The sequence below is a fragment of the Pseudoduganella sp. jia 12 genome (genome assembly GCF_055502675.1).
In genome coordinates this window covers 14,537-39,877 of the sequence record NZ_JBUXKP010000022.1, presented here as the reverse complement: position 1 = coordinate 39,877, position 25,341 = coordinate 14,537, and the positions used below count along the sequence as shown (strand labels likewise).

The following is a 25,341-nucleotide window of genomic DNA, read 5'->3' as shown; positions in this document are numbered from 1 at the left end:
GCGATTGGCGTACAAGTGCCACGCAGCGCACACAACGCGCAGGCGCAGGCGCAAATAACGTTGTCCGTTCGGCTATGATGAGGCCACGTTGCTACCACTACTCTCAACAACAAAAACCATGAAACGCTACACCCTGCCGCAATCCTCGTTCCTGCTGCTCCTCGCCATCGTCACGCTGGCCTTCGTCTGGATCCTGCTGCCGTTCTTCGGCGCCGTGTTCTGGGGGATCGTGTTCGCGATCGTGTTCGCGCCGCTGTACTCGCACCTGCTGAACGCGCTCGGCAACCGCCCCAATTCGGCGGCGCTCCTGGCGCTGCTGCTGATCCTGCTGATGGTCATCATGCCGCTGGCGATGATCGGCGCGTCGCTTGTCGAGCAGGCCTCCGGCGTGTACGGCATGATCGAATCGGGCCAGATCGATTTCGGCAGGATGTTCCAGCAGGTGATCGGGGCGATGCCCGGCTGGGCGCTGTCGCTGCTGGAGCGATTCGAGCTGACCAACATCGCGTCGCTGCAGGCCAAGCTCACGGCGGCCGCCGCGCAGATCAGCCAGTCGGCGGCACGCTATGCGATCAACTTCGGCGGCAAGGCGTTCGATTTCCTCGTCAGCACCACCGTCATGCTGTATCTGCTGTTCTTCCTGTTCCGCGACGGGCGCACGCTGGCGGCCCGCGTCAAGCGCGCCGTCCCCCTGGCATCGCGCTACAAGAAACCGTTGTTCGACAATTTCACCACCGTGATCCGCGCCACCGTGAAGGGCAATGTGCTGGTGGCGATGGCGCAGGGCGCGCTCGGTGGCGCCATCTTCTGGTTCCTCGACGTGCCCGGCCCGCTGCTGTGGGCGGTGGTCATGGCCTTCCTGTCGCTGCTGCCGGCGGTGGGCGCGGCAATCATCTGGGCCCCCGTGGCCGCCTATTTCCTGATCACCGGTGCGATCTGGGAAGGCGTGGTGCTGACCGTGTTCGGCGTGGTCGTCATCGGCCTCGTCGACAACCTGCTGCGCCCCCTGCTGGTGGGCAAGGACACGAAGCTGCCCGACTATATCGTGCTGCTGTCCACGATCGGCGGCATGGCGCTGTTCGGCCTGAACGGCTTCGTGATCGGGCCGGTGATCGCCGCGCTGTTCATCGCTTCTTGGGACCTGTTCGCCAACGCGGACGAATTCCACGGCGAGTAAGCCGTTGCGGCAATGGCGACCCGGTCCCGCACGAAACACGCGTTCCACCCGGCGGTTGCCGCCTGGTTCAGCGCAACCTTCGCCAAAGGCGCCACGGAGGCCCAGCGCCGCGCCTGGCCGCTGATCCAGGCCGGCAAGGCCACGCTGGTGGCCGCGCCGACCGGTTCCGGCAAGACGCTGACGGCGTTCCTGGCCGCCATCGACGCGCTCGTGCGCGAAAGCGCGGTGCAGCCCCTGCCCGATGAAACGCGGGTGCTGTACATCTCGCCACTGAAAGCCCTGTCGAACGATATCCGCGTCAACCTGCTCGCGCCCCTGGAAGGCATCGACCGCGAACTGGCGGCGCTGGGCTTGCCGCCGCACGGCATCCGCAGCGCTGTGCGCACGGGCGATACCCCGCAGGCCGAACGCACTGCCGCGCGCAAGCGCCCGCCCCACATCCTCGTGACGACACCCGAATCGCTGTACGTGCTGCTCGGTTCCGACAGCGGCCGGGCCATGCTGGCCACCGTGCGCACGGTGATCGTCGACGAGATCCACGCCGTGGCCGGCAGCAAGCGGGGCAGCCACCTGTCGCTGAGCCTGGAGCGGCTGGCGGCCCTGTGCGCCGAGCGGACCAATGCGGCCCCCGTGCGGGTGGGGCTGTCCGCGACCCAGAAACCGATATCGGTCGTGGCGCAATTCCTGGCCGGCGCCGGCCGCGACTGCGCCATCGTCGACGTGGGGCACGTGCGGGCGCGCGACCTGGGCCTGGAACTGCCGCCCGTGCCGCTGGAGGCGGTGATGCCGAACGAAGTCTGGGAACGCGTGTACGACCGCCTAGCGGAACTGACGGCCCTGCACAAGACCACGCTGGTGTTCGTCAACACGCGGCGCATGGCCGAGCGGATGGCGCGGCACCTGGCCGACCGCCTCGGCCCGGAACACGTGGCGGCCCACCACGGCAGCCTGGCCAAGGAATTCCGGCTCGTTGCCGAGCAGCGGCTGAAACGGGGCGAGCTGCGCATGCTCATTGCGACCGCGTCGCTGGAGCTGGGGATCGACATCGGCGACGTCGACCTGGTATGCCAGATCGGTTCGCCGCGCAGCATCGCCGCGTTCCTGCAGCGTGTGGGAAGGTCCGGCCACCACGTGGGCGGACTGCCGAAAGGCCGGCTGTTCCCCACGTCGCGCGATGACCTCGTCGAATGCACGGCGCTGCTCGACTGCGTGCGGCGCGACGAACTCGATACGCTGCATATTCCGGTCGCGCCGCTGGACGTGCTGGCCCAGCAGATCGTGGCCGAAGTGGGCGGCCGCGAATGGCACGAGGACGCGCTGTTCGACCTGGTGCGCGGCGCGATGCCGTACGCGGCGCTGGAACGCGACCGGTTCGAGGCCGTCCTCCGGATGCTGACGGAAGGCTTCAACAGCCGCCAGGGCGTGCGCGGGGCCTACCTGCACCGCGATGCCGTCAGCGGCACGGTGCGCGGCCGGCGCGGCGGGCGGCTGACGGCCGTCACCTCCGGCGGCGCGATTCCCGACAATGCCGACTTCACGGTGCTGCTGGAACCGGGCGGGCAGAATGTGGGCACCGTGCACGAGGACTTCGCCGTCGAAAGCCTGGCCGGCGACGTGTTCCAGCTCGGGAACACGTCGTACCGCATCGTGCGCGTGGAAGCGGGCAAGGTGCGCGTGGAGGATGCGCGCGGCGCGGCCCCGAACATCCCGTTCTGGCTGGGCGAGGCGCCGGGCCGCAGCGACGAGCTGTCGCTGGGCGTGGCGCGGTTGCGCGGCGAGATCGACCGGCTGCTGGGCGAAAAGGAAGGCGGCGACGCCGGGATCGAGCATGCCATCGACTGGCTGTTCGAACACCTGGGGCTGAACGACGATGCGGCGCGCCAGATCGTCGACTACCTGGCCCGCGCCCGCGCCGCATTGTCGGCGCTACCCACGCGCGACACGCTTGTCATGGAACGCTTCTTCGACGAATCGGGCGGCATGCAACTGGTGCTGCATTCGCCGTACGGCAGCCGCATCAACCGCGCCTGGGGCCTGGCGCTGCGCAAGCGCTTCTGCCGCACGTTCAATTTCGAGCTGCAGGCGGCGGCCACCGAGGATGCCATCGTGCTCTCCTTATCGGAAAGCCACAGTTTTCCGCTGGACGACGTGTGGCGCTACCTGCGTTCGACGACCGCGGAGCACATCCTGGTGCAGGCGCTGCTCGATGCCCCGCTGTTCAATGTGCGCTGGCGCTGGAATGCGACGACGGCACTGGCCCTGCCCCGCTTCGCCGGCGGGCGCAAGGTGGCGCCACAACTGATGCGCATGAAAAGCGACGACATGCTGGCCGCCGTGTTCCCGGATGGCGCCGCGTGCCTGGAAAACATCGTCGGCGAACGCGAGCTGCCCAGCCATCCGCTGGTGGACCAGACGCTGGACGACTGCCTGCACGAGGCGATGGACAGCGAGGGCTGGCTGGCGCTGCTGCGCCGCATCGAAGCCGGGGACGTGCGGCTGCTGTCGCGCGACCTGCCCGCGCCGTCGCCGCTGGCGATGGAAATCCTCAACGCCCGCCCCTACGCCTTCCTCGACGACGCGCCGCTGGAAGAACGGCGCACGCAGGCGGTGCTGAACCGCCGCTGGACCGATCCGTCGTCCACCGACGATCTCGGCGCGCTCGATGCCGGCGCCATCGAGGCCGTGGCGGCCGAAGCATGGCCGCGCGTGCGCAATGCCGACGAGATGCACGAGGCGCTGGTGGCGCTGGCCTGCATCACGCGCGACGAGGCGGCTGCCAACGAGAACTGGCATGACTGGCTGGCGGCGCTGGCCAAGGGCGGCCGGGCCACGCGGCTTCAGGGCGGGGACCTGGACGTTTGGGTGGCGCTGGAGCGGCTGGCCTGCGTGCAGGCGGCTTATCCGGATGCCGTGGCCACGCCGCCGCTGTCGATTCCCGAGCGCCTGTCCCTGGACGGCAACGAAGCATGGACGCGCGATGCCGCGCTGGTCGAACTGCTGCGCGCGCGGCTGTCCGGCTTCGGGCCGCAGTCCGTTGCCGCCGTCGCCTCGTCGCTGGCCCTGCCGGAAAGCACGGTCACGATCGCGCTGGCGCAACTGGAGAGCGAAGGGTACGTGATGCGGGGCCGCTTCACGCCGGGCGCGACGGACGAGGAATGGTGCGAGCGGCACCTGCTGGCGCGCATCCACCGCTACACGATCAAAAGCCTGCGGCGCGAGATCGAACCGGTGGAGCGGCAGGATTTCATGCGCTTCCTGTTCGAGTGGCAGCATGTGAGCGACGACACGCGCCTGCAGGGCAGCGACGCCCTGCCCCAGGCGCTGGCCCAGCTCGAAGGCTACGAGGCCGCCGCCGGCGCGTGGGAAAGCGACCTGCTCGCCACGCGCGTGAAGGATTATTCGTTGCTGTGGCTCGATGAACTGTGCCGTGCCGGCCGCATCGTGTGGACGCGCGTCGGCGCGCCCTCCAGCGCCAGCGGCGGCCCGGTGCGCGGCACGCCGCTCGTGCTGCTGCCGCGGCGCCAGCTCGCGCTGTGGCATGCGTTGCCGGCCGTCGCCAGCGAGGTGCAGGTCTCGTCGCGCGCCATGCGCGTGCTCGACGCGCTGCGCGCCCATGGCGCCATGTTCTACGACGAGCTGGCGCACGACGCGCGGCTGCTGGGTGCCGAGCTGGAAGAAGCGCTGGGCGAACTGGTGGCGACGGGCCTCGTCAACGCCGACAGCTATGCCGGCCTGCGCGCGATGCTGGTGCCGGCCAACAAGCGCAACACGATGGACCGCAAACGCCGCCGCGGTGCCGGCCCGACGATGGAAGAAGCGGGCCGCTGGGCCCTGGTGCGCCGCGCCGACGGCGTGACGATCGTCGAACGGGGTGGCGCCGCCGAAGCCGAGGCCGACGTTAAATCCGATGCGCGGCCCGCGCCGGGACGCAGGCCGCGCACGGAGCCGGCCACGCTGGAACACATCGCGATGACGCTGCTGCGCCGCTACGGCGTGATGTTCTGGCACCTGCTGGAACGGGAGGCGGCGTGGCTGCCCGCATGGCGCGAGCTGCTGCCCGTCTACCACCGGCTCGAAGCGCGCGGCGAGATCCGCGGCGGCCGTTTCGTCGCCGGCCTGTCCGGCGAACAGTTCGCGCTGCCCGAAGCGATCCCGCTGCTGCGCGAAATGCGCCGCCGGCCCCACGATGGCGCCCTCGTGCTGGTGTCCGGCGTCGACCCGCTGAACCTTGGCGGCATCCTGCTCCCCGGCGACAAGGTGCCCGCGCTGGCCGGCAACCGCGTGCTGTTCCGCGACGGCGCGCCGGTGGCCACGCTCGTTGGCGGCAAGTTCGCTTATTTGCAGGCGCCGGAGCCGGCCGAGCGGGAGTTGCTGCATGCGCGGCTGGTGGGCAGCGTCAGGTAGTTCGACCGGCGCTGTCCGGCAGCATCACCCGCCCGGCTGGCTGCTCGCATAGATCGCATCCCGCAGCCACCGGTGCCCCGGATCGTCGTCGCGCCGCGCATGCCACGCCTGCTGGTACGAAAAGCTGGGCAGCTCGAACGGCGGCTTGAACCGTCGCAGCGCCTTGTGGGCGGCCATCGCCCCGGTGGTGCGGCTGGCGGCGGTGAGGATCAGGTCGGTGCCGGCGATCAGTTCCACGGCGGCGCTCCAGTGCGGCAGCGCCACGGCGATGTGGCGTTGCAGGCCCAGTTTGCCGAGCGCCGTCTCGATCTCGTCGTAGGAATCGGGGCGCAGCGCCAGTTTGACGTGCGGGCGTGCCAGGAACTCTTCCAGCGTCAAGCCGCCCTTGGCCGGCAGCGTGGCCTTGTCCGCCAGGCTGACGAATTCCTCGGGAAACAGGTCCTGCACGTGGATCATCTCGGGCCGGTCGGGGAAGATGCCGAGTGCCACGTCGACCTCGCCATCGACGAGCTGGGCCAGCATCGCATCGCGGCTGGCCTGGCTGATCGCCAGGTCGATGCCGGGCGCGTGCCGGCGCACGTAGCGCACCAGCGGCGGCAGGATGATGCGAGCCGAATAATCGGACAGCGTGAGCCGGAAGCGGCGCTGCGCGGCGGCCGGATCGAACTGCTGTTCGGCCAGCAGGCCGTTCAGCGTGGCCAGCGCTTCGGCCAGCGGCTCGACGAGCGCGAGGGCCCGCGGCGTCAGCGCCATGTGCCCTTCGCGGCGCACCAGCAGCGGATCGTCGAAATGGGCGCGCAACTGCGCCAGCGCGTGGCTGACCGCCGGCTGGCTCTTGTGCAGGCGCAGCGCGGCACGGGTCACGTGCTTTTCGGCGAGCAGCGCGTGCAGGGTCAGCAGCAGGTTGAGGTCGATGCGCCGAAGTTCATCCACGGTGGTTGTCCTTGCGTTCATTCATTCCACGAATAGTACACGTGCATATGAACGATTTCCATCGATATCGCGGATGGGCGATCATGTACCGTCATCCTCCACAAGGCTTCGTGTACCCCATGCTTACCAAGACCGCCCTGCTGGCCATCATTCCCACCGGTGTCGCCCTGCTGGCCGGCGCCGCGCTGCCGTTCCAGGCCGCGAGCGAAGCCGCCACCGGCCTGGAACCCGGTCACCCGCTATCGGGCGCGCTTATCTGGCTGGCCGTCGGCATCATCATCGCATTCGCCGTGACGCTGCTCCTGCGCGTGCCGGGCGCGGAGCGCAGCGGTGACTGATTGCAGCGGTAACCGAGTTGCAGCGGTGACCGATTTACAACGGTAATGACGCGGCCCTTCCGGGTGGCTTACACTGGCGGGATCGTCAACGACAGGAGAGCGCATGTCCGACTGGTCCGCCGGCTATGTGTCCGACATCGGCTACACCTATGGGGTGTACGCGGAACTGAACCCGCTGCGGGTCCGTCTCGCCTTCCTGCATGCCGGCATCGTGTTTCCGGAAATCGCATGCTCGTGCGAGCTGGGGTTCGGCCAGGGCGTCAGCGTGAACGTGCACGCGGCGGCATCCGGCACACAATGGCATGGCACCGACTTCAACCCCGTGCAGGCGGGCTTTGCCCACGACCTGGCGGCGGCGTCGGGCGCCGACGTGCACCTGTCCGACGCGTCGTTCGCGCAATTCTGCGCACGCACCGACCTGCCCGATTTCGATTTCATCGGCATGCATGGCGTGTGGAGCTGGGTGTCGGACGAGAACCGGCGCGTGCTGGTGGACTTCGTGCGGCGCAAGCTGAAGGTGGGCGGCGTGCTGTACGTGAGCTACAACACGCAGCCCGGGTGGGCCGCCCTGTCGCCGGTGCGCGAGCTGATGACACGCCACCACGCATCGATGACCGTGCCCAGCGCCGACCCTGGCCAGCGCATCGGCCAGGCCGTCGACTTCGCAAGCCGCTTGCTGGCCACGAATCCGGGCTTCGTGCAGGCCAACCCGAACGTGCCCGCGCGCATGGAGCTGCTCAAGGCCGAGCGCACGGCGTACCTCGCGCACGAGTACTTCAACCGCGACTGGCAGCCGATGTCGTTCCCGGCGCTGGCCGAATGGCTGGCGCCGGCCAAGGTCGATTTCGCGTGCCCGGCCACCTATATCGAGCACATCGACAGTGCGATCGTCACGCCCGAGCAGGCGGCGTTCCTGAAGGAGGTCGCCGACCCGGCGCTGAAGCAGATGGCCTTCGACTTCATGATCAACCAGCAGTTCCGGCGCGATTACTGGGTGCGCGGCGCGCGCCGGCTCGCGCCGCTGGAACGGGCCCGCCTGCTGCGCCAGCAGCGCGTCGTGCTGGTGATGTCGCCCGCCGACGTGGTGTATTCCGTCAAGGCTGGGCAGATCGAGGTGGGCCTGAACGAGGCGATGCACCGCCCCGTCGTCGACGCGCTGGCCGACCACCGGCCGCGCACCATCGGCGAACTGGAAACCGCCTGCGCGGCGGCGGGTCTGACGGCCTTGCAGGCGCAGCAGGCGGTATTCCTGCTGGCCGGTACCCAGCAGGTGCAGCTTGCCCAGGATGACACCGTCGCCGACAAGGCGCGGCCCGCCTGCTGGCGGTTGAACGACCATCTCGTCGCGCTGGCGGAACATGGCGGCGACGTCCAGTACCTGGCGTCGCCCGTCACCGGCGGCGGCATCCCGGTGCCGCGCCTGCACCAGCTGTTCCTGCTGGCGCTGGCGCGTGGCTACCGCCAGTCGGGCGAGCTGGTGGCGTTCGCGATGGCCCATGGCGGCGCATGGGACCTGCCGGCCGGCCAGGGCGATGCGGCCAGCACGCCGGATGCGCCGGCGGCCCTGCTCGAGCGGATGGCCACGGCGTTCCTGCAACGGCGGCTGCCCGTGCTGCGGGCATTGGCGGTGGTCCCGCAAGGCACGGAACCGGCACCATGAGCACGCCCACGTTCTGGCGCGACGACGCCCTGCCCTTCCTCGAAGCCCGCGCCATCGCCGATGGCCGCGGCATCTGCTATGCAAAGCACTCGCACGAGACGTTTTCGATCGGCGCCGTCACGGGTGGCGAGAGCCTCTACCTGAACGGCCGCGCGCGCGAGCGCGTGCGGGCCGGCGCGGTGGTGCTGATGAATCCCGGCGACGTCCACGCATGCAATCCGCTGGACGACCAGCCATGGTCGTACCGCATGTTCCATGTCGACAGCCGCTGGCTGGCCGATGTGCAAGGCGAACGGGGAGCATTCCAGCCGTATACGCCGGTCGCCAGCGATGACCCGGGGCTGTTCGCGCGCCTCGCAGCCCTCCATGCGAGCTGCGTGGACCCGGCCGCCGATGTGCTCGAAAAGCACGGTGCGGCGCTCGATTTCTTCACCTTCATGCACGACGCGCTGCAGCCGGCACCGGCCGCGAAACAGCCCGGGCACCTGGTGCAGCGCGCCGCCGACTACCTGCGCGAGCACCGCGCGGGCACGCCCACGCTGGACGACCTGTGCGTGGCGACGGGGCTGTCGCCGTCGTACCTGATCCGCGCGTTCAAGGCGCGCTATGGCATGACGCCGCATGCCTGGCTGGTCGATTGCCGCATCCAGTACTGCCGCGAGCAGCTGCGGCGCGGCCGGCCCATCGCCGACGTGGCGCTGGCGGCCGGTTTCGCCGACCAGGCGCACCTGCAGCGCGCCTTCAAGCGGCACGTGGCCGCCACGCCCGGACAGTACCGCAAGGCCGGTTAGCCGATCAGCAGCCAGGCCGCGCTGGCGGCCAGCAGGAGCGCCATCGCCCGGTTCAGCAGGCGCACGCGGGCAGGTTGCGACAGATAGCCGCGCAGCCGGGCTCCCGCCCATGCCCAGCAAAAGATCGACAGCCAGCAGACCACAAAGTAGATGGCCGCGAATTCCCACACCACGGCCGTATCGCCGTCGGCGGCGAAAGCGCCCATGCCGGACACGGCGGCCAGCCACGCTTTCGGGTTCAGCCACTGCATCGCCGCGCCCGACAGCAGCGAAGGGCCGCGTGCACCGCCGGCATCCATCGGCAGCTTGCCATCGTCCGCCGCCAGCTTCCAGGCCAGGTACAGCAGGAAGGCGATGCCCGCCCAGCGCACGATGCCGATCAGCTGGGGCCAGCGCAGCAGCGCTTCATACAGCCCCAGGCCGGTGGCCACCAGCAGCACGGTGAAGCCGAGCGTTGCGCCGCTGACATGGCGCATGCTGGCCGCCAGGCCATGCCGGGCCCCGGCACCCAGCGCGACGATGTTGACGGGGCCGGGCGAGATCGACGACGCCAGCGCGAACGCGGCCATCGAAAAATAAAGTGTCATGTCGCTTCCTCCTGTTGAACGGAAGCGCCACGATACGGGGCGGGCTTTGTACTGTATTGAACGAAATGACCCTGCGCTGCCGGGTCGGGAAATTACCCCGCACGCTCGCCACCGACGGCCGGCTCGCGTAATGCGCGCCGCATGGCCTCCCGCACGGCCGCGCCCAGGGCAGCGATCGGGAACGGCTTGCGCAAGATGTCCACGTCGCCGATCGCCGCGCGGATGGCATCCATGTCGGCGTATCCCGTGGCGACCACGATGGGCAGGCCGGCAAACCGCTCGCGCGCACGCTGCGCCACTTCGGCGCCCGTCATGCCCGGCATCATGTAGTCGGTGAGCAGTATGTCGGGGCGCCGTTGCGCCAGTGCGGCGAGCCCCGCCGGGCCGTCGGCCACATGGGTCACGTCGCAGCCAAGTTCGAGCAACGCGTCCGCCATGCCGGCACGCACGAAGGGGTCGTCCTCGACGATCAGCACCTTCAGTCCCGCCAGCGCAGGCGCTTCGTCGGCAACCTCGGCGTCACGGGCTTCCTCGGCACCACTTGCCGGCAGCCAGATCTCGACGGTAGTCCCCTGGCCCGGCGTGCTGTCGATGCGGGCGACCCCGCCGGATTGGCGGGCCATGCCGTACACCTGGCTCAGGCCCAGCCCGGTACCCTTGCCCACCTCCTTGGTCGTGAAGAACGGCTCGAACACGCGCGCCACCAGGTCGGCACTCATGCCGGGGCCATTGTCGGAAACGGCGATGCGGACATACCCGTCATCGGCAGTGTCCCCCAACATCCCGGCCGGCGGGCGCGGCAACGATGCGTGCAGCACGATGCGTCCGCCGCCGGGCATGGCGTCGCGCGCATTGATGATCAGGTTCAGCAGTGCCATGTCCATCTGGCTGGCATCGGCCAGCACGCCGACGACCTGGGCGTCCACGCGTGTGACGAGTTCGTACGCACCGCCCAGCAGTGGCCGCGCCATCTCGACCACGGCCTCGAACAGCGGCCCGACGGACAGGGGCCGCAGGTGCAGGGACTGGTTGCGCGCGAACGACAGCAATTGCGCCGTCAGCTTGGCGCCCCGCTCGCAGGCCGCCTTTGCCGTCTCGGCCCGACGCCGCACGTGCGCATCCGTGCTCGTGGCGAGAATGAGCTCCATGCTGCCCTGCACCACATTGAGCAGGTTGTTGAAGTCGTGCGCGACACCGCCGGTCAGCCGTCCCAGCGACTCCATCTTCTGGTATTGCAGCATGGCGCGCTGGGCGTTCTCGCGTTCGATGGTTTCGGCCGTGAGCCGGTCGTTCGCATGCGCCAGCGCCCGCGTGCGCTCGGCCACGCGTGCCTCGAGGGTGGTATTGAGCGCCGCCAGTTCGGCGGACATGGCCGCGCGATCGGCCAGCACGGCGCGGGCCTGGTATTGCCTGCGCCGGGCGCGCAGCGCGGATGCCATGGCGCTGCCTAGCGTTTCGGCACTCAGCGGCCGCTCCAGCAGGATCACATTGCCCAATGCCTCGAAGCGGGCGGCCGACGCGGGGTCCGGCGGACCAAGGCGCCGGGACAGCAGCACGACGATGGGGAAATCCGACCAGGGTTCCTGCGCCGCCAGCCATGCCAGCAGCGGCGCCAGGTCCGCACCGTGCAGCGCCTCGTCGGCGAGAAGCGCCGCCGCCGCGCCTGCCATGACGCCGTTGGCCAGCGCATCGAAGTCGGGCACTGCGGCACACGGCACGCCGTGGCGGTCGAGCACGCCCGCGATCACGTCGGCGTCACGCCCGCGCGGGGCCAGCACGAGGACGCGTTCTTCGCTCTCGTCAGGGCGACGCATCGTCGCCCAGCGCCATCATGGCCGTGCTGCCGCGGTAGTTCGGCAGCCCTGTCAGCACACCATCGAACCCCACCAGCGGCGCGCCGATGCGGATGCCGCTGCTGTCGAGCAGCAGTTCGTGGATCGTCAGCGCATGGTCCGCCGTGCGGTTCTTGATGACGGTGATCGCGCGCCGCAGCTCGCCGGACGCCTCGAAAAACCGCAGCAGCACGGTCGAATCGCTGAGGTAGCTGAGGTCGACGTCGCGCTGCACCTGGCCGATGAGGCCGTGCTCGCCCAGCACCAGTGCCGTCGTCACGCCTTTCTGGTTCAGGTAGGCCAGCAGCTCGTGCATCTGCAGCGTCAGGAACTTTTCGCCAGGCATCGCCTGCATGTAGGCATTCAGGCTGTCGATGACGATGAAGGACACGGCATCGATCTCCACGGCGTCGCGCAGCATCTGCGCAAACTCGCCAGGCGCCAGCTCCGCGGAATCGACATGGCGGATCGTCAGCCGGCCGGCCGCGACATGTTCAGCGAGATCCATGCCGAGGGCGGTGTTGCGGGCCATGAACGTGCCCAAGCCCTCGTCGAACAGGTAGAACGCGGCTTTCTCGCCCCGTTCCAGCGCCGCGAGCATGCAGCGCACCGTCACGGTGGTCTTGCCGACGCCGGACGGGCCGACGATCAGCGTGTTGGTCCCGCTGGCCAGGCCGCCGCCCAGCAGCGCGTCGAGATCCGTGCTGCCGGTGGACTGGACCGCGGCCTGGAACGTCGCCGTGTACTCGGCGGCCACCAGCCTGGGGAACATGCGGATGCCGCCCGTGTCCAGCACATAGTCGTGATAGCCGCCGCGGAACTTCATGCCGCGCATCTTGATGATGTTGACGCGCCGGCGCTCCTTGCCGAATTCCTGGGCGATCTGCTCGAGGCTGATCACGCCGTGCGAGATGCTGTGCAGGTGCTGGTCCGACTGGCTGGTCTTGTCATCCAGCAGCAGCACGGTGCACGCGCGCACGGAGAAAAACTGCTTGAGGGCGAGGATCTGGCGCCGGTAGCGCAGCGGGTTCTGTGCCAGCAGGCGCAATTCGGACAGGCTGTCGAACACGACGCGCACCGGCCTCACCAGGTCCACGCGCTCCAGCACTCCCCTGGTGGTCTCGCCCAGTTCCACCTCGGAAGCGTGCAGCACGGACTGCTGCGCGCCCGGATCGAGCACGGTCTCGTCGGCCAGTTCGAAGATGTCGATATCGTCGATCGTCCAGCCGTGGCTTTCGGCGACCGCATCGAGTTCGTCCGTTGTCTCGGACAGGGTGATGTACAGGCCGCGCTCCCCGCGCGCCGTGCCGTCCAGCAGGAATTGCAGGCCCAGCGTCGTCTTGCCCGATCCGGGCGAGCCTTCGACGAGGTAGACCCGCTCGGCGGTCAGCCCCCCGCCGAGGATGTCGTCCAGACCGGGAATGCCGGTGGAAATCCGGCGAGCCGGCTTGCGGCGCGCGCGCCGCGACTGTGTTTCTGTGTCCATAATCGATGTCGAATGGGGCGCCGGCACCGTGCCGGCCCGATAAGGCTGAGGCCAAATGTCAGGCTGATTGCAATGCGGGTTGCAAGCTGATTACACGCTGATTATATGGTAGCGCCCGCGTAGATGGCGGGACCGTGCTGTCGGGCAATAATCGCCGTACTGCACAGCTGACAACACGTTGTATCCGAATTAACGTAAAACCGCCGTTCTGTTGCACGGGCGACGCAGCACCTGCCGAAATGCATGCCAAATCCCGGCCGGGCCGGCATGTCTCTGCGAGGTGGCGCTACTATTGCCGCCTGGATATAAACTATCCGTCTTCGGAGCCGTTCAATGACCCTTGCAACCATCAAACCGTCCCGCCGCGCCCTCTCGCTGAATGGCCGCATCACCCTTGCGGCATCCGCGCTCGTCATCGTCAGCCTGGCGATTACCGCCACGGTCACCGGTATTCGCGGCCGCGACACGGCGCACGAAGCGGCGATGCGCCTGGCGCACACCACCGCGGCCGAAGCCGCCGCGGCGATGCAGGGGCGCCTGGGCAGCAACCTGACCGCCGTGGCGACGCTGGCCACTGGCCTGGGCAATACACTGGCCAACGGCCACGCGCCGAACCGTGACCAGGTGGACAGCTTCACGAAAGCCGTGCTGCTGGGGACGGAAGACCTGGTGGGCACGTCCGCCACGATGGAACCGGATGCGCTGGACGGCAGGGACGCCGAGTTCGCCGGCCAGAAGCCCCGCTTCGATGCCACCGGACGCCACATGCCCTATTTCACCCGTGCGGAAGGTGGCGGCGTGAACGTGGTGCCGATCGAGTTCACCACCACCCCGGGCGGCAATGACTGGTACGACGTGCCGAAGAAAACCGGCAAGCGCTATTTCTCGGAACCGTATGCCTATCCCGTGAACGGCAAGGACGTGCTGATCGCCTCGCTGGTGGCGCCGATCGTCACCAAGGACGGCGTGCGCGGCGTGGTCACCGGCGATTTCATGCTGACGAAATTGACGGGTATCCTGGCGGAGATGAAGACGATCGAGGGCGCGGAACTGGCCCTGGTCTCGAATGGCGGCCTGTACGCCAGCCATCCGGTGCTCGAGCGTAATGGCAAGCAGGCCACCGACATGCCGGCCGCGGCGCTGGAAGCCATCCGCGCCGGCAAGCCTTTCGAATACGATGCCGATGGCATCGTGCACCTGCTGCAACCCGTGCGCCTGCACGACGATATCGCACCGTGGGCCGTGCGGTTATCGTTCCCGGAGCGGGTGGCTACGGCCCCGGCGCGCGAGCAGCTGATGTACACGCTGGCGGCCTCGGCCCTGTGCGCGCTGGTCGCCGCGATCGCCATGGTGACGGTACTGCGCCGCATGACGCGACCGTTGCGCGCGCTGGCCCGCACCATGACGCAGCTGGCAAGCGGCAATGCCGACCTGTCCGCGCGGCTCGCCGTGCGGGGCAGCGACGAACTGGCCGTGATCGCCACGGGCTTCAACGGCTTTGTCGCCAAGATCGAGCACGTGCTGGCGCGGGTGCGCGACAGTTCCACGAGCGTGGCCACCGCCAGCGCCGAGATCCGGCAGGGCAATGCGGACCTGTCGGCCCGCACCGAGCAGCAGGCCAGCGCGCTCGAGGAAACGGCCGCCTCGATGGAGGAACTGACCGGCAGCGTGCGCCAGAATTCGGACAACGCGGCGCAGGCACGCCAGCTGGCCGCCAACGCGTCGGAAGTGGCGCTGCGCGGCGGTGCCGTGGTGACCCAGGTGGTCGATACGATGGCGGCGATCGATGCGTCGTCCAGCAAGGTGGTGGACATCATCACCGTGATCGACAGCATTGCCTTCCAGACCAATATCCTGGCCCTGAACGCGGCCGTGGAAGCGGCGCGGGCCGGCGAACAGGGCCGCGGCTTCGCGGTCGTGGCCAGCGAAGTGCGCACGCTGGCGCAGCGCAGCGCCAGTGCGGCAAAGGAAATCAAGGCCCTGATCGGCGATTCCGCCGCCCAGGTGGAACGCGGCAGCGCGCTGGTGAAGGATGCCGGTGCCACCATGGACAGCGTGGTTGCCAGCGTGCGCCAGGTGGCCAGCATCATCGCCGAGATCGCCGCGGCGGGCGCCGAGCAGAGCGGCGGCATCGGCCAGATCAACCAGGCCATCGTGCAGATGGATGGCGTAACGCAGCAGAACGCCGCGCTCGTCGAAGAAGCGGCCGCCGCGGCCGAAAGCCTGGAACAGCAGGCGGCCACACTGGTCGCGCTGGTGGGGGAATTCAGGATCGGCGCCTGAGGACTGGAACGCCAGGCGGTCGCCGGCCGGCGCCGGGGGAGTGCCGCCCCTGTACTGCCACTGTGTCGCCCCTGTGCCGGCCTTTTTGCTACAGTGAGCCCTTTCGCCACGGAAAGAGCCACCTACCCCACATGCGCGTCGAAACCAAACTCAAGATAGCGACTGCCTGCATCATCGTCGTCATGTCCGCGATCGCACTGGTGCCGCACTTCCTCGCCGTCAGCGTGACCAGGGTGATGGAAGAACTGGATACCACCACCACGCGCGAGCGCGAATACGGCGTGTTGCTCAACTACCTGAGCGACGCCGAGGCGGCGGAGCGGGGCTACGTCATCACGGGCCGCCAGGAATTCCTCGAACCGTACTACGAAGCCTTGCGGGCCTTGCCTGCCTCGAAGCAGGCACTGGCCTCGGACACGATCCCGGCCGCCGAGCAGAAGGCGCTGGCAGAAATCGCCCGCCTTTCCGAAGCCAAGGTCGCCTATATGCGCGATGTGGTGCGCGTGCGCTCGGCGCAGGGTGCCGACGCGGCCGGGGCGCTCGTCGATACGGGCCACGGCAAGCAGTACATGGACCGGTTGCGAACGCTCATCGGCGCCCAGGAAGCCGCCTACACCCGTTACCGCGCGACACTGCGCGAACAGCTTGCCGCCCGCTCCCGGCTGGGCGCCAACGTGTCGAGCGTGGCCACGGTCGTCGATATCCTGCTGCTGGTCGTCATGGGCCTGGTCGGCAGCAACGCGCTGTCGCAGCGCCGCAAGGCCGAGCAGCTTGCGAATGAAGTGTCGCGCCAGCTGCGGCTTACCGCCGACATGGCCGAACGCCGCAACGTGCAGCTGCAGAGCGGCGGCGAAATGCTGCATGCGCTGGAACTGGCCGAAACGCTCGACGAAGGCGCGCAGATCGTGGCGCTGTACTTCGGCCAGCTGCTGCCGGCGCTGTCCGGCTCGATGTACCTGTACCGCCATTCCCGCGACGTGCTGGAACGCAAGGCGACCTGGGGCGGCGCCAGCGATCCGGACGTCGTCGAGCCGCTCGACTGCTGGGCGCTGCGCAAGGGTGCCCAGCATTTCACGCTCGGCGGCGAAGGCACGCTCTCCTGCCGCCACGTGTCGCAGGCCGATTCGCGGCTGCCGCGCATCTGCCTGCCGCTGGTCACGCAGGGGAACGTCATCGGCTTCATCACCGCCGAGGGGATGGCGCTCGGCCAGGACGACAGCGCCGCCGAACGCACGTGGATCCTGCAACTGGGCGAACAGGTGGCGCTGGCGCTGTCCAATGTGCAGCTGCGCGCCTCGCTGCGCCACCAGTCCGTGATCGATCCGCTGACCCAGCTCTACAACCGCCGCTACCTGGACGAGACCCTGAAGCGGGAACTGGCGCGCGCCACGCGCCGTAACGCGCCGCTGGCCGTGATCATGCTGGACCTCGACCACTTCAAGCGCGTCAACGACACGTTCGGCCACGAGGCCGGCGACCTGCTGCTGCGCCACGTGGGACGCGTGCTGCTGCAATCGATCCGCGGCAGCGACGTGGCCTGCCGTTACGGCGGCGAGGAGCTCGTCCTGCTGCTGCCGGATTGCTCGCTGGAGATCGCCCAATCCCGCGCCGAACGGATCCGGCAGGAGATCCGGTCCCTGAACCTGAATGTCGGCAAGGAGGTCTTGACCGCGTCCGCATCGTTCGGCGTGGCCGGGTATCCGGCCCACGGCGACAGCCCCGAAGCGTTGATGCAGGCCGCCGACGCGGCAATGTATGCCGCCAAGCACGGCGGGCGCGACCGGGTCTGCGTTGCCACGTCGGCGGGCGTTTCCATGCAGCCGGGATGAAGTCCGGATAGATAGCGCAATGATGGCCGCCCCGTGGCGTGCGCGAGCCCGTCGCATGCATTGTTAAACTCTGCCTCGACAAGGCCGGGAAATCCGGGCCGGCACCGACCAGGGACATTCATGTTCAGAGATGCGCGCGTTGTTCGCAGGATGGCCTCGCTCGGCACCCGTGCCCGCTGGGGTGGCGCCGCCACGCTGGCCGTGCTGGCGGCGGCGTTGCAGGTGCTCCAGTGGCAGTTCGATGGCGGGCGCGCGCCGTTTCTCGTCTTCAGTCCCTTCCTTGTGTTCGCGGCGGCCGCGTTCGGCCACGGACCCGCGCTGCTCGTGTTCCTGACCGGGCTTGTCACCGGCCTGTGGATGCTTGATCCCCATGGCGCGCTACCCCGCTGGGAAGGCAGCGAACCGGCCGCCATCGGCGCCTATGCGCTGCTGGGACTGTTGTCGATCTACCTGGGCGGGCTGGGCCGCATCTACGCGGGGCGCGCGCTGCGCGCCGAACAGGCGCTCGCCGACGAGCGCGTGGCGCAGAGCGAAGCGCAGCGCGACCACCTGTACCGGCTGTTGCTGCAGGCGCCGGGGTTCGTCGTGATCCTGCGCGGGCCGGGCCACCTGGTCGAACTGACCAATACCGATTTCGACGAACTCGTCGGCCGAACCGGCCTGGTCGGCACACCCTTCGCCAGCGCCGTGCCGGAACTGGCGTCCGCCCACCTGGTGGCCCAGCTCGATGCGGCGCTTCGCGACGGCACGCCGTATGCCGCGCGCGAAACACCCGTCCACGTGGGCAATGGCGACAGCCTGGCAGACCGGCTGCGCTACATCGACTTCGCGCTCCAGCCGATCGCCGGCGACGGTTCGCCAACGGGCGTGTTCCTGTCCGGCGTGGACGTCAGCGAAGCGCGGCGCGCCCGCGAAGCCCTGCTGCTGAACGAGGAACGGCTGAAGGACGGCCTGATGGCCGCCCGCATGGCGGTGTGGGAATTCGACCTGGTGCGCGACGAGGTGCTGTTCTCGGACAGCGCCATCGTCCTGTTCGGCGCGTCGCTGGAAACACTGCGCCGGCCATGGCACCTTGTCCATCCCGACGACCTTCCCCGCATGCTCGAAGCGCGCGCGGCGGCCATCGCCCTGCGCGGCGAATACCAGATGATCGTGCGTGCCCGGCGCGCGGACGACGGCACGCCGATGTGGCTCGACCTGCGCGGCCGCTGCATCGTGGGGCAGGATGGCGGCGTGCGCCAGCTGCGCGGCGTGACGATCGACGTAACTGCCCGGGAGGTGGCCGAACAGGGCCTGCGCGCGGCCGAGCGGCGCAAGGATGAATTCCTGGCGATGCTGGCACACGAGTTGCGCAACCCGCTCGCGCCGATCGTCGCTGCGGCCACGCTGCTGCAGCGCGGCATCGCGCAGCCGGCGCAGGTGGCGATGGCCGCCGCCATCGTGGCGCGGCAAGCTTCGCACCTGTCGCACCTGGTGGACGACCTGCTCGACGCGGCGCGGATCAGCCGCGGCAAGATCGAACTGGTGTCCCACCCTTTCGACCTGCGCGATGCCGTGCGCGACGCGCTCGAACAGGTGCAGCCCCTGGTCGATGCAAAGCGTCACCACCTGGAAGCGGCCCTGCCGGCCACGCCGCTGGGGGTCGATGGCGACCGCGCGCGCCTGACCCAGGTGGTGGCCAACCTGCTCAGCAATGCGATCCGGTTCACCGCGCCCGGCGGCCGGATCGGCGTGACGCTGCACGACACCGGTGGCCATGCCGTGCTGGACGTCAGCGACGACGGGTGCGGCATCGCCGCCGAATTGCTGCCGCACGTATTCGGTCTGTTCACACAGGGCGAGCGCGGTGCCGACCGTTCCCAGGGCGGCCTGGGCATCGGGCTGGCCATCGTGTCCGGCCTGGTCGCACTGCACGGCGGATCGGTGCAGGCCGCCAGCGACGGCCCCGGGCGGGGTGCCCGCTTCACGGTCACGCTGCCCACCGTTGCCCTGCATGACATCCCCGCCACCGTCGCGCCGGCGGCAACGCCGCGCAAAGCGCTGGCGTTGCTGCTGGTGGACGACAACCGCGACGCCGCCGACACGCTGGCGATCCTGCTGCGCGGGGCCGGACACCATTGCGAAGCCCTGTACGACGCGGAGTCGGCGCTGGCGGCAGTGCGGGAGCGCCTGCCGGATGCCTGCATCCTCGACATCGGCCTGCCGGCAATGGATGGCTACACGCTGGCCCGCGAGATCCGCGCCGTCGCCGGGCCGCGGCGCGTCGTGCTGTTCGCGCTGAGCGGATATGGCCGCGCCGAGGACAAGGCCCAAGCGGCTGCGGCCGGCTTCGACCGCCATTTCGTCAAGCCAGTGGCGCCGGAAGAGCTGCTCGGCGCGCTGGCCGCCGCGTCGACGGCGATCGCGGCGGGCGACCGTGCGGCGAGCGCCCCGGGTTAGCCGGCTAGCGTGCCTGTCCACGATGGCTTGGCTGTGCGGCCAGCGGCGCCGCTCCAAGGCTACAATGCAGTAATGTTCCGTGCGCCTGCCGCCCTCCTGTCGACCCTGTTCCTGGCCAGCGCCTGTGCCTGCGCGATCGGAGCGCCGCTGCGCGCCGGCGGCTTCATCGTGGCGCCCCTGATCGTCGGCGAAGCGGACAAGCCGCTGCGGGGGGCCTTGCGCGATTTCCTGGAACAGGAAGTCGTGCCGGCCGGCGTGGCCATTCGCTGGATGCCGCCGATGTCGTTGCCGCAAACCGTACAAGCCCTGCGCGACGGAACGCTCGACGTGGTGCTGCTGTCCAGCGGCGAGGGCGCGCGCCAGGCGGGGGCCACGGCGGCGACATGGACTTACCTGCTGACCCGCCCGCAGCTGGCGGTGCGCGGCGATTCGCCCCTGCGCAGCGTTGAATCGCTGGACCAGCTGGCCGGAATGGACATCGGCTGGATCGCCGGGCCGGCGATGTCGCCCGGCCTGCTCAAGTCCGGCGCCCGGTGGCGGCGCACGATTACGCCCGACTGGCAGGTCGAGAACCTGCACCGGCTCCAGGCCGGCGAGATCGACGCGGCCTATTTCGAGAACGAGTACTCGCCGCGCTATCTTGCCCGCGCGGCAGGCATCCCGATCCGCATCGTGCGCCTGCCGATGCCGCCCCGCCCTTTCTACATGCTGTATTCGGCAAAGGCGGACAAGGCGGACATTGCCCGCTTCGACCGCGCGGCGGCGGACGCGTTCGCCGGCCGCCGGTTCCGCGATTTCCTCGATCGCTACACCGTGGCCGCGCGGACCCGGCGGCCGTGAGCATGGGCGCCGTATCGTCCGGCAAAGGCCCGGGCAGGCTTGCGCTCGCATTTGTCCTTGGCCTTGTGCTCGTGCCGGCCGTTGCCTGGGGTTCCCTGGCGCTGTGGTTCCAGTTGCCGGGCATGGCGGCGTATGCCGCCGCGGCCGCATGGCTGCTGCTCTGCACCGCCGTATTGCTGGCGTTGTGGCGCGCGCGCGACTGGCGAAGCATCGCCGCCTGCACCCTGCTGGCCGTTGCGATGGCCGCCTGGTGGCAGTCGATCCGGCCGTCGCACGACCGGCAGTGGGCCGACGACGTCGCCCGCCTGCTGGAGGCGGATGTCGACGGCGACCGGGTCACGCTGCGCAACGTGCGCAATTTCGACTGGCGCACCGAAACGCGCTACACGGCGCGCTGGGAAACCCGGCACTACGACCTCGCCGCGCTGCAGTCGGCCGACCTGGTACTGTCATACTGGATGGGGCCGCACATTGCCCACACGCTGGTGTCGTTCGGCTTTGCCGATGGCCGCAAGCTCGTGTTCTCGGTCGAGATCCGCAAGGAGCGGCAGGAGGCGTTCTCCGCGCTGGGGGGCTTTTTCCGCCAGTTCGAGGAAGTGCTGGTCGCGGCGGACGAGCGCGACATCATCCGCACCCGCAGCAATGTCCGCGGCGAACAGGTCTATCTCTACCGGCTGCAAGCGACGCCTGCGCAATTGCGCGCCGTCTTCCTCGGCTACCTGGAGCACGCGGCCAGGCTGCGCCGGACACCGGCGTTCTACAACACGCTGACCAGCAACTGCACCACCGTGGTGTTCGACCTGGCGCGGCAGATCGCGCCCGGGCTGCCGCTGGACTACCGGCTGCTGGCGTCCGGCCATTTCGCCGAATATGCGTATGACCAGGATGCGCTGGCGCCTGGATACCCCTACGCGGTGCTGCAGGCGCGGGGCCATATCAACGCGCGTGCGCGGCAGGCGGACCTGAATGGCAGCGACTTCTCGCAGGCCATTCGTGCCGGCCTTCCCGGCGTGCCGCAGCAGTGAGTCAGGAACATTTATTTTCTAGAAAGAATCATAAAGTTGTGACATCATGCCCGGCTACTGTTCTGCAAGGCCCGAGCCATGTCACCCGACCCCACGTTCCCGTCTTCCGGCGCGATCTCCAGCGCGAGCCCCGAGATGCGATTCCGCGCGCTGTTCGAGCAGGCACCGGTCAGCATCCAGATCCTGGCGCCGGGCGGGCGCACGCTGCACGTCAACCAGGCGTGGGAAACCCTGTGGCAGATCCATGAAGGCTCGGCGCTCAAGGCCCACGTATTGAGCGCCGCCTACAACGTGCTGGAAGACCCGCAGCTCGTGGCGGGCGGCATCGCCGCCGTGCTGCAGCGCGCGTTCGCCGGCGAATCGGTCACCATCCCGGCCATCCAATACGACGTGGCGGCGCTGGGCGGCGCTGGCCCGGCGCGCTGGGTGACCGCCCGCGCGCATCCGATCAAGGACGGCGACGGCAATATCCTCGAAGTGATGCTGATGCACGAGGATATTACCGAGCGCGTGGAGGCCGAAGGACGCAAGGACGAATTCCTGGCCATGCTGGCCCATGAGCTGCGCAATCCCCTGGCACCGATTTCGGCGGCCGCGGACCTGCTCAGGAGCGGCTTTGCGGGCGCGGAAGCCGTGCGCCGGGCCAGCGACGTGATCGGCCGGCAGGTGCGGCACATGACATCGCTCGTCGACGACCTGCTCGACGTGTCGCGCGTGACCCGCGGCCTGATCCGGCTCGAACGGGTGCCGGTGGACGTGGCGAAGGTCGTCGCCAATGCCGTGGAGCAGGCGCGCCCGCTCATCGTGGCGCGCGACCATGCATTCGCCATCGAAGGCGATGCCGCGGGCGCGTGCATCGCCGGCGACCCGAACCGCCTCGTGCAGGTGGTGGTCAACCTGCTCAACAATGCGGCGAAATACACGCCGCGCGGCGGGCGCATCACGCTGGCGGTCGACCGCGGCGCGACGGCGCTTACCCTCAGCGTGCGCGACAACGGCATCGGCCTGGACAGCCGGCTGCTGCCGCACGTGTTCGACCTCTTCACGCAGGCCGAGCGTTCGCCGGACCGCGCCCAGGGCGGCCTGGGCATCGGTCTCGCGCTGGTGCGCAATATCGTCACGTTGCATGGCGGCCAGGTCACGGCGCACAGCGATGGGCCGGGCATGGGCAGCGAGTTCGTCGTGACGCTGGAGACTGCCGTGCCGGATGAGGATGTGGCGCTGCCGAAAAGCCTTGCCCGGCTTGCGGCCGACCGTTCGCCGGGATGATGAGCCGGCCGCGACCAGCGCAGCGTCCGCAATGGAAGATTTGCTCTACACTTCCCACCACCCTGTGGCCCCCCGGCGCCGGCGCATATTTCGCGGTGCGTGGGCGACGGGGTGCGCGCACGGTCGTGAAGTACCGGTCGCATAGTACATAATCGGCGCGCCGCCAATCCGAATGTTCGGTGCCGTCGACGCCACCGTGCCGGAGGCGCCGGCATGCCGAACCGGCGCGCATCGGCATGCCTTTCGGCCCAACAACTGACATCAATCGCGAATGGAGATCTGGACAACATGAATTTGAGCAAGCTCGGCATTGCCACCACCTTCTCGCTCACCCTGCTCGCGTTCGCCGCCGCCCCGGCGGCCGCGAACGCCGCAACCAGCGCGCTGCCTTTCCAGGTCAAGCCGGTCGGCACATTCAAGAACCCATGGGCCATGGCATTCCTGCCCGACGGCAATGTGCTGGTGACACAAAAGGAGGGGACGATGATCCTGTTCGATCCCGCAACCGGCACCAGGCGGACAGTGTCCGGCACACCCGCCGTCAGCAGCAAGGGCCAGGGCGCGCTCATGGACGTCGTGCCGGCTCCCGATTTTGCGGCCAGCAAGCTGCTCTACTTCAGCTACTCCGAGGCGGGTACGGGTGCCGGCAGCCGGGTCGTGCTGGCCACCGCGACGCTGGATCAGGCGAGCGCCGCCCTCAAGGATACAAAGGCCATTTTCCGCGGCCAGGAAGCTTCGACTGGCGGGCACTATTCGGGCCGTATCGGCTTCTCGCCGGATGGCAAGTATCTCTTCTTCACCAGCGGCGACCGCCAGCTGTTCGATCCGGCGCAGGACCCCAGGTCGACGCTCGGCAAAGTGCTGCGCTTGAACCTCGACGGCACGCCGGCCGCCGGCAACCCGCTCGCGGCCAAGGGCTTCCATGCAGCCGTCTGGTCGTATGGCCACCGCAACCTGCTGGGCATCGCCTTCGACCGGCAGGGGCGCCTGTGGGAAATGGAGATGGGGCCGCGCCATGGCGACGAGATCAACCTGATCAAGCCAAGCCTCAACTATGGCTGGCCGAAGGCATCGAATGGCAGCCACTATGACGGCCGGGACATCCCCGATCACGCGCCTGGCGACGGCTTCGAGGCCCCGAAAGTGTCCTGGAATCCGGCCATTTCACCAGGCGGCCTTGCCTACTACGATGCGGACTTGTTCCCGAAGTGGAAAAATTCCCTCTTCATCACCGGTCTCTCGGGCCAGTCGCTGGACCGCATCGCCCTCGACGGCGAGAACGCGGCCAAGGCGGACCACTGGGACATGGGCGAACGCATCCGCGCCGTGCGCACCGGGCCGGATGGCGCGCTATGGCTGCTGGAAGACGGTTCGCGCGGCAGACTGCTGATGCTGACACCGAAGAAATAGACCAGCAGGTACTGTGTGGCGCCGCCACACCACGATCTGGCAGTTCGGAGAGCCCAAGTACAGCCGGCGCGGCGTTGCCGCATTCCGCCAAGGATGGGGACAAATCCCGGAGATACCGATGTGCCGGGCCATTGGGAAGGAGACCGGTCTGCAGACCGCAATCGCCGGATCGCTACCCAAAGGAACGATTCAGGCAACCTGTTGTGTCGACCGGTTGAATCCAGGACCTGGGCGGACACCAGGCCAGGAATCTTGAAAGGATTGCAGTGAAAAAACGGTCGCTTGCTTGTGGTTTATTTGTTTTTGCCCTGCAGGCAGCAGCAAACGGAATCGACTGTCAAAAGATCGGTGCGCATTTGAACGAGCTGGCCAGCGCGGATCAACAAATCAGGCAAGAGTCGAACTTGCTTGAGCAGAATCCAAAAGCGACCGCCGCCGAAAAAGACACCCTGCAACAGCGCTGGCGCACTATCGATAGCGAAAATTTAAAGCAGTTCAAGGCAATCGTTGCAGAATGCGGCTGGCCGAAAACAAGGAACGATAGTCATAGTGCCTGGTTGCTGGCCCAGCATGCGGACAGCGACATTGCTTTCCAACGCCTCGCGAAAGGGTTGCTGGAAGCTTCGGTCAAGGCCGGCATTGCAGCACCGCGCGATCTTGCCTACCTTGCCGACCGTATCGCCGCCAACGAAGGCCGTCCACAAGAGTATGGGACGCAGTTTTCACAGCCGGATCGTTGTCATTTAGAACTTGAACCAGTCGATAACCGCGAACTGGTCAACCGTCGCCGGTTGGCTATCGGCCTGCAAAGCCTCGAGGAATACGAGGCCGAGGGACGCAGACGGGTTATTCCGCCTGATTGTCCAGGCAAGATGAGTGAAAAGAAGAGCTGATGCCCGCAATGGGGTGGAAGCTGCCGGCTGTGACATTTCGAATCTTCGCGCCTTGCCGACCTGCCATGCTGGCAAACGGCCGGAGCGGCGGTGGATGGGCCGTCCAGCTGTTCACAGAGGGATATCACGACGTTGACCGCAGGGC

The 25,341-nt window shown here is 68.4% G+C and carries 17 protein-coding genes; 13 read left to right on the top strand and 4 right to left on the bottom strand.

The features are described 5' to 3' along the window. Nucleotides 1–118: 118 nt before the first annotated feature. Both ACY65G_RS29890 and ACY65G_RS29885 read left to right on the top strand, forming a co-directional pair. Complete coding sequence (locus tag ACY65G_RS29890) at nucleotides 119–1,177, top strand: AI-2E family transporter (RefSeq protein WP_465000915.1); 1,059 nt, start codon at nucleotides 119–121, stop codon at nucleotides 1,175–1,177. A 12-nt stretch (nucleotides 1,178–1,189) separates the two neighbouring features. Beyond that, complete coding sequence (locus ACY65G_RS29885) at nucleotides 1,190–5,581, top strand: Lhr family helicase (RefSeq protein WP_465000914.1); 4,392 nt, start codon at nucleotides 1,190–1,192, stop codon at nucleotides 5,579–5,581. Between the two features lie 24 nt (nucleotides 5,582–5,605). Here ACY65G_RS29885 and ACY65G_RS29880 read toward each other — a convergent pair whose 3' ends face one another. Beyond that, a complete protein-coding gene (locus ACY65G_RS29880; RefSeq protein ID WP_465000913.1) occupies nucleotides 5,606–6,514 on the bottom strand; it encodes a LysR family transcriptional regulator in 909 nt (302 codons plus the stop codon). Between the two features lie 119 nt (nucleotides 6,515–6,633). Between ACY65G_RS29880 and ACY65G_RS29875 the strand changes: the two genes are divergently transcribed. From ACY65G_RS29875 to ACY65G_RS29865, 3 genes are all read left to right on the top strand, one after another. After that, nucleotides 6,634–6,852, top strand: coding sequence for a DMT family transporter (locus ACY65G_RS29875; RefSeq protein WP_465000912.1), 219 nt, complete (start codon nucleotides 6,634–6,636; stop codon nucleotides 6,850–6,852). A 103-nt stretch (nucleotides 6,853–6,955) separates the two neighbouring features. Next, nucleotides 6,956–8,512: a methyltransferase regulatory domain-containing protein gene (locus ACY65G_RS29870; protein WP_465000911.1), complete on the top strand. Its 1,557-nt coding sequence runs from the start codon at nucleotides 6,956–6,958 to the stop codon at nucleotides 8,510–8,512. Then, nucleotides 8,509–9,303: an AraC family transcriptional regulator gene (locus tag ACY65G_RS29865; protein WP_465000910.1), complete on the top strand. Its 795-nt coding sequence runs from the start codon at nucleotides 8,509–8,511 to the stop codon at nucleotides 9,301–9,303. Before ACY65G_RS29870 ends, ACY65G_RS29865 begins: the two co-directional genes overlap by 4 nt. On the opposite strand, the gene ACY65G_RS29860 is transcribed toward ACY65G_RS29865, so the two are convergent. The 3 genes from ACY65G_RS29860 to ACY65G_RS29850 all read right to left on the bottom strand — a co-directional run bounded on the left by ACY65G_RS29860 (nucleotide 9,300) and on the right by ACY65G_RS29850 (nucleotide 13,208). After that, a complete protein-coding gene (locus ACY65G_RS29860; protein ID WP_465000909.1) occupies nucleotides 9,300–9,890 on the bottom strand; it encodes a LysE family translocator in 591 nt (196 codons plus the stop codon). The two genes, ACY65G_RS29865 and ACY65G_RS29860, sit on opposite strands and share 4 nt — an antisense overlap. Before the next feature lie 92 nt (nucleotides 9,891–9,982). Then, nucleotides 9,983–11,704: an ATP-binding protein gene (locus ACY65G_RS29855; RefSeq protein ID WP_465000908.1), complete on the bottom strand. Its 1,722-nt coding sequence runs from the start codon at nucleotides 11,702–11,704 to the stop codon at nucleotides 9,983–9,985. Further along, on the bottom strand, nucleotides 11,691–13,208 hold the full coding sequence (locus tag ACY65G_RS29850; RefSeq protein WP_465000907.1) for an ATPase domain-containing protein: 1,518 nt from the start codon (nucleotides 13,206–13,208) through the stop codon (nucleotides 11,691–11,693). The genes ACY65G_RS29855 and ACY65G_RS29850 overlap by 14 nt, the downstream gene beginning before the upstream one ends. A 333-nt stretch (nucleotides 13,209–13,541) precedes the next feature. On the opposite strand from ACY65G_RS29850, the gene ACY65G_RS29845 reads away from it, so the two are divergent. The 8 genes from ACY65G_RS29845 (at nucleotide 13,542) to ACY65G_RS29810 (ending at nucleotide 25,196) form a co-directional block, all read left to right on the top strand. Next, nucleotides 13,542–15,491 (top strand): methyl-accepting chemotaxis protein, encoded by a 1,950-nt coding sequence (locus ACY65G_RS29845; protein WP_465000906.1) that lies wholly within the window; start codon nucleotides 13,542–13,544, stop codon nucleotides 15,489–15,491. Between the two features lie 131 nt (nucleotides 15,492–15,622). Then, nucleotides 15,623–17,320, top strand: coding sequence for a diguanylate cyclase (locus tag ACY65G_RS29840; protein WP_465000905.1), 1,698 nt, complete (start codon nucleotides 15,623–15,625; stop codon nucleotides 17,318–17,320). Nucleotides 17,321–17,440: 120 nt separating this feature from the next. Beyond that, nucleotides 17,441–19,759, top strand: a complete 2,319-nt coding sequence (locus ACY65G_RS29835; protein ID WP_465000904.1) for a hybrid sensor histidine kinase/response regulator — start codon at nucleotides 17,441–17,443, stop codon at nucleotides 19,757–19,759. A gap of 72 nt (nucleotides 19,760–19,831) precedes the next feature. Next, complete coding sequence (locus ACY65G_RS29830; protein ID WP_465000903.1) at nucleotides 19,832–20,599, top strand: hypothetical protein; 768 nt, start codon at nucleotides 19,832–19,834, stop codon at nucleotides 20,597–20,599. Nucleotides 20,600–20,601: 2 nt separating this feature from the next. Beyond that, nucleotides 20,602–21,624, top strand: coding sequence for a lipoprotein N-acyltransferase Lnb domain-containing protein (locus ACY65G_RS29825; RefSeq protein WP_465000902.1), 1,023 nt, complete (start codon nucleotides 20,602–20,604; stop codon nucleotides 21,622–21,624). 78 nt (nucleotides 21,625–21,702) lie between these two features. Further along, complete coding sequence (locus ACY65G_RS29820; RefSeq protein WP_465000901.1) at nucleotides 21,703–22,893, top strand: sensor histidine kinase; 1,191 nt, start codon at nucleotides 21,703–21,705, stop codon at nucleotides 22,891–22,893. A gap of 288 nt (nucleotides 22,894–23,181) precedes the next feature. Next, on the top strand, nucleotides 23,182–24,303 hold the full coding sequence (locus tag ACY65G_RS29815; protein ID WP_465000900.1) for a PQQ-dependent sugar dehydrogenase: 1,122 nt from the start codon (nucleotides 23,182–23,184) through the stop codon (nucleotides 24,301–24,303). A 266-nt stretch (nucleotides 24,304–24,569) separates the two neighbouring features. Further along, nucleotides 24,570–25,196 (top strand): DUF6624 domain-containing protein, encoded by a 627-nt coding sequence (locus tag ACY65G_RS29810; protein WP_465000899.1) that lies wholly within the window; start codon nucleotides 24,570–24,572, stop codon nucleotides 25,194–25,196. The last annotated feature ends 145 nt before the right edge of the window (nucleotides 25,197–25,341 follow it).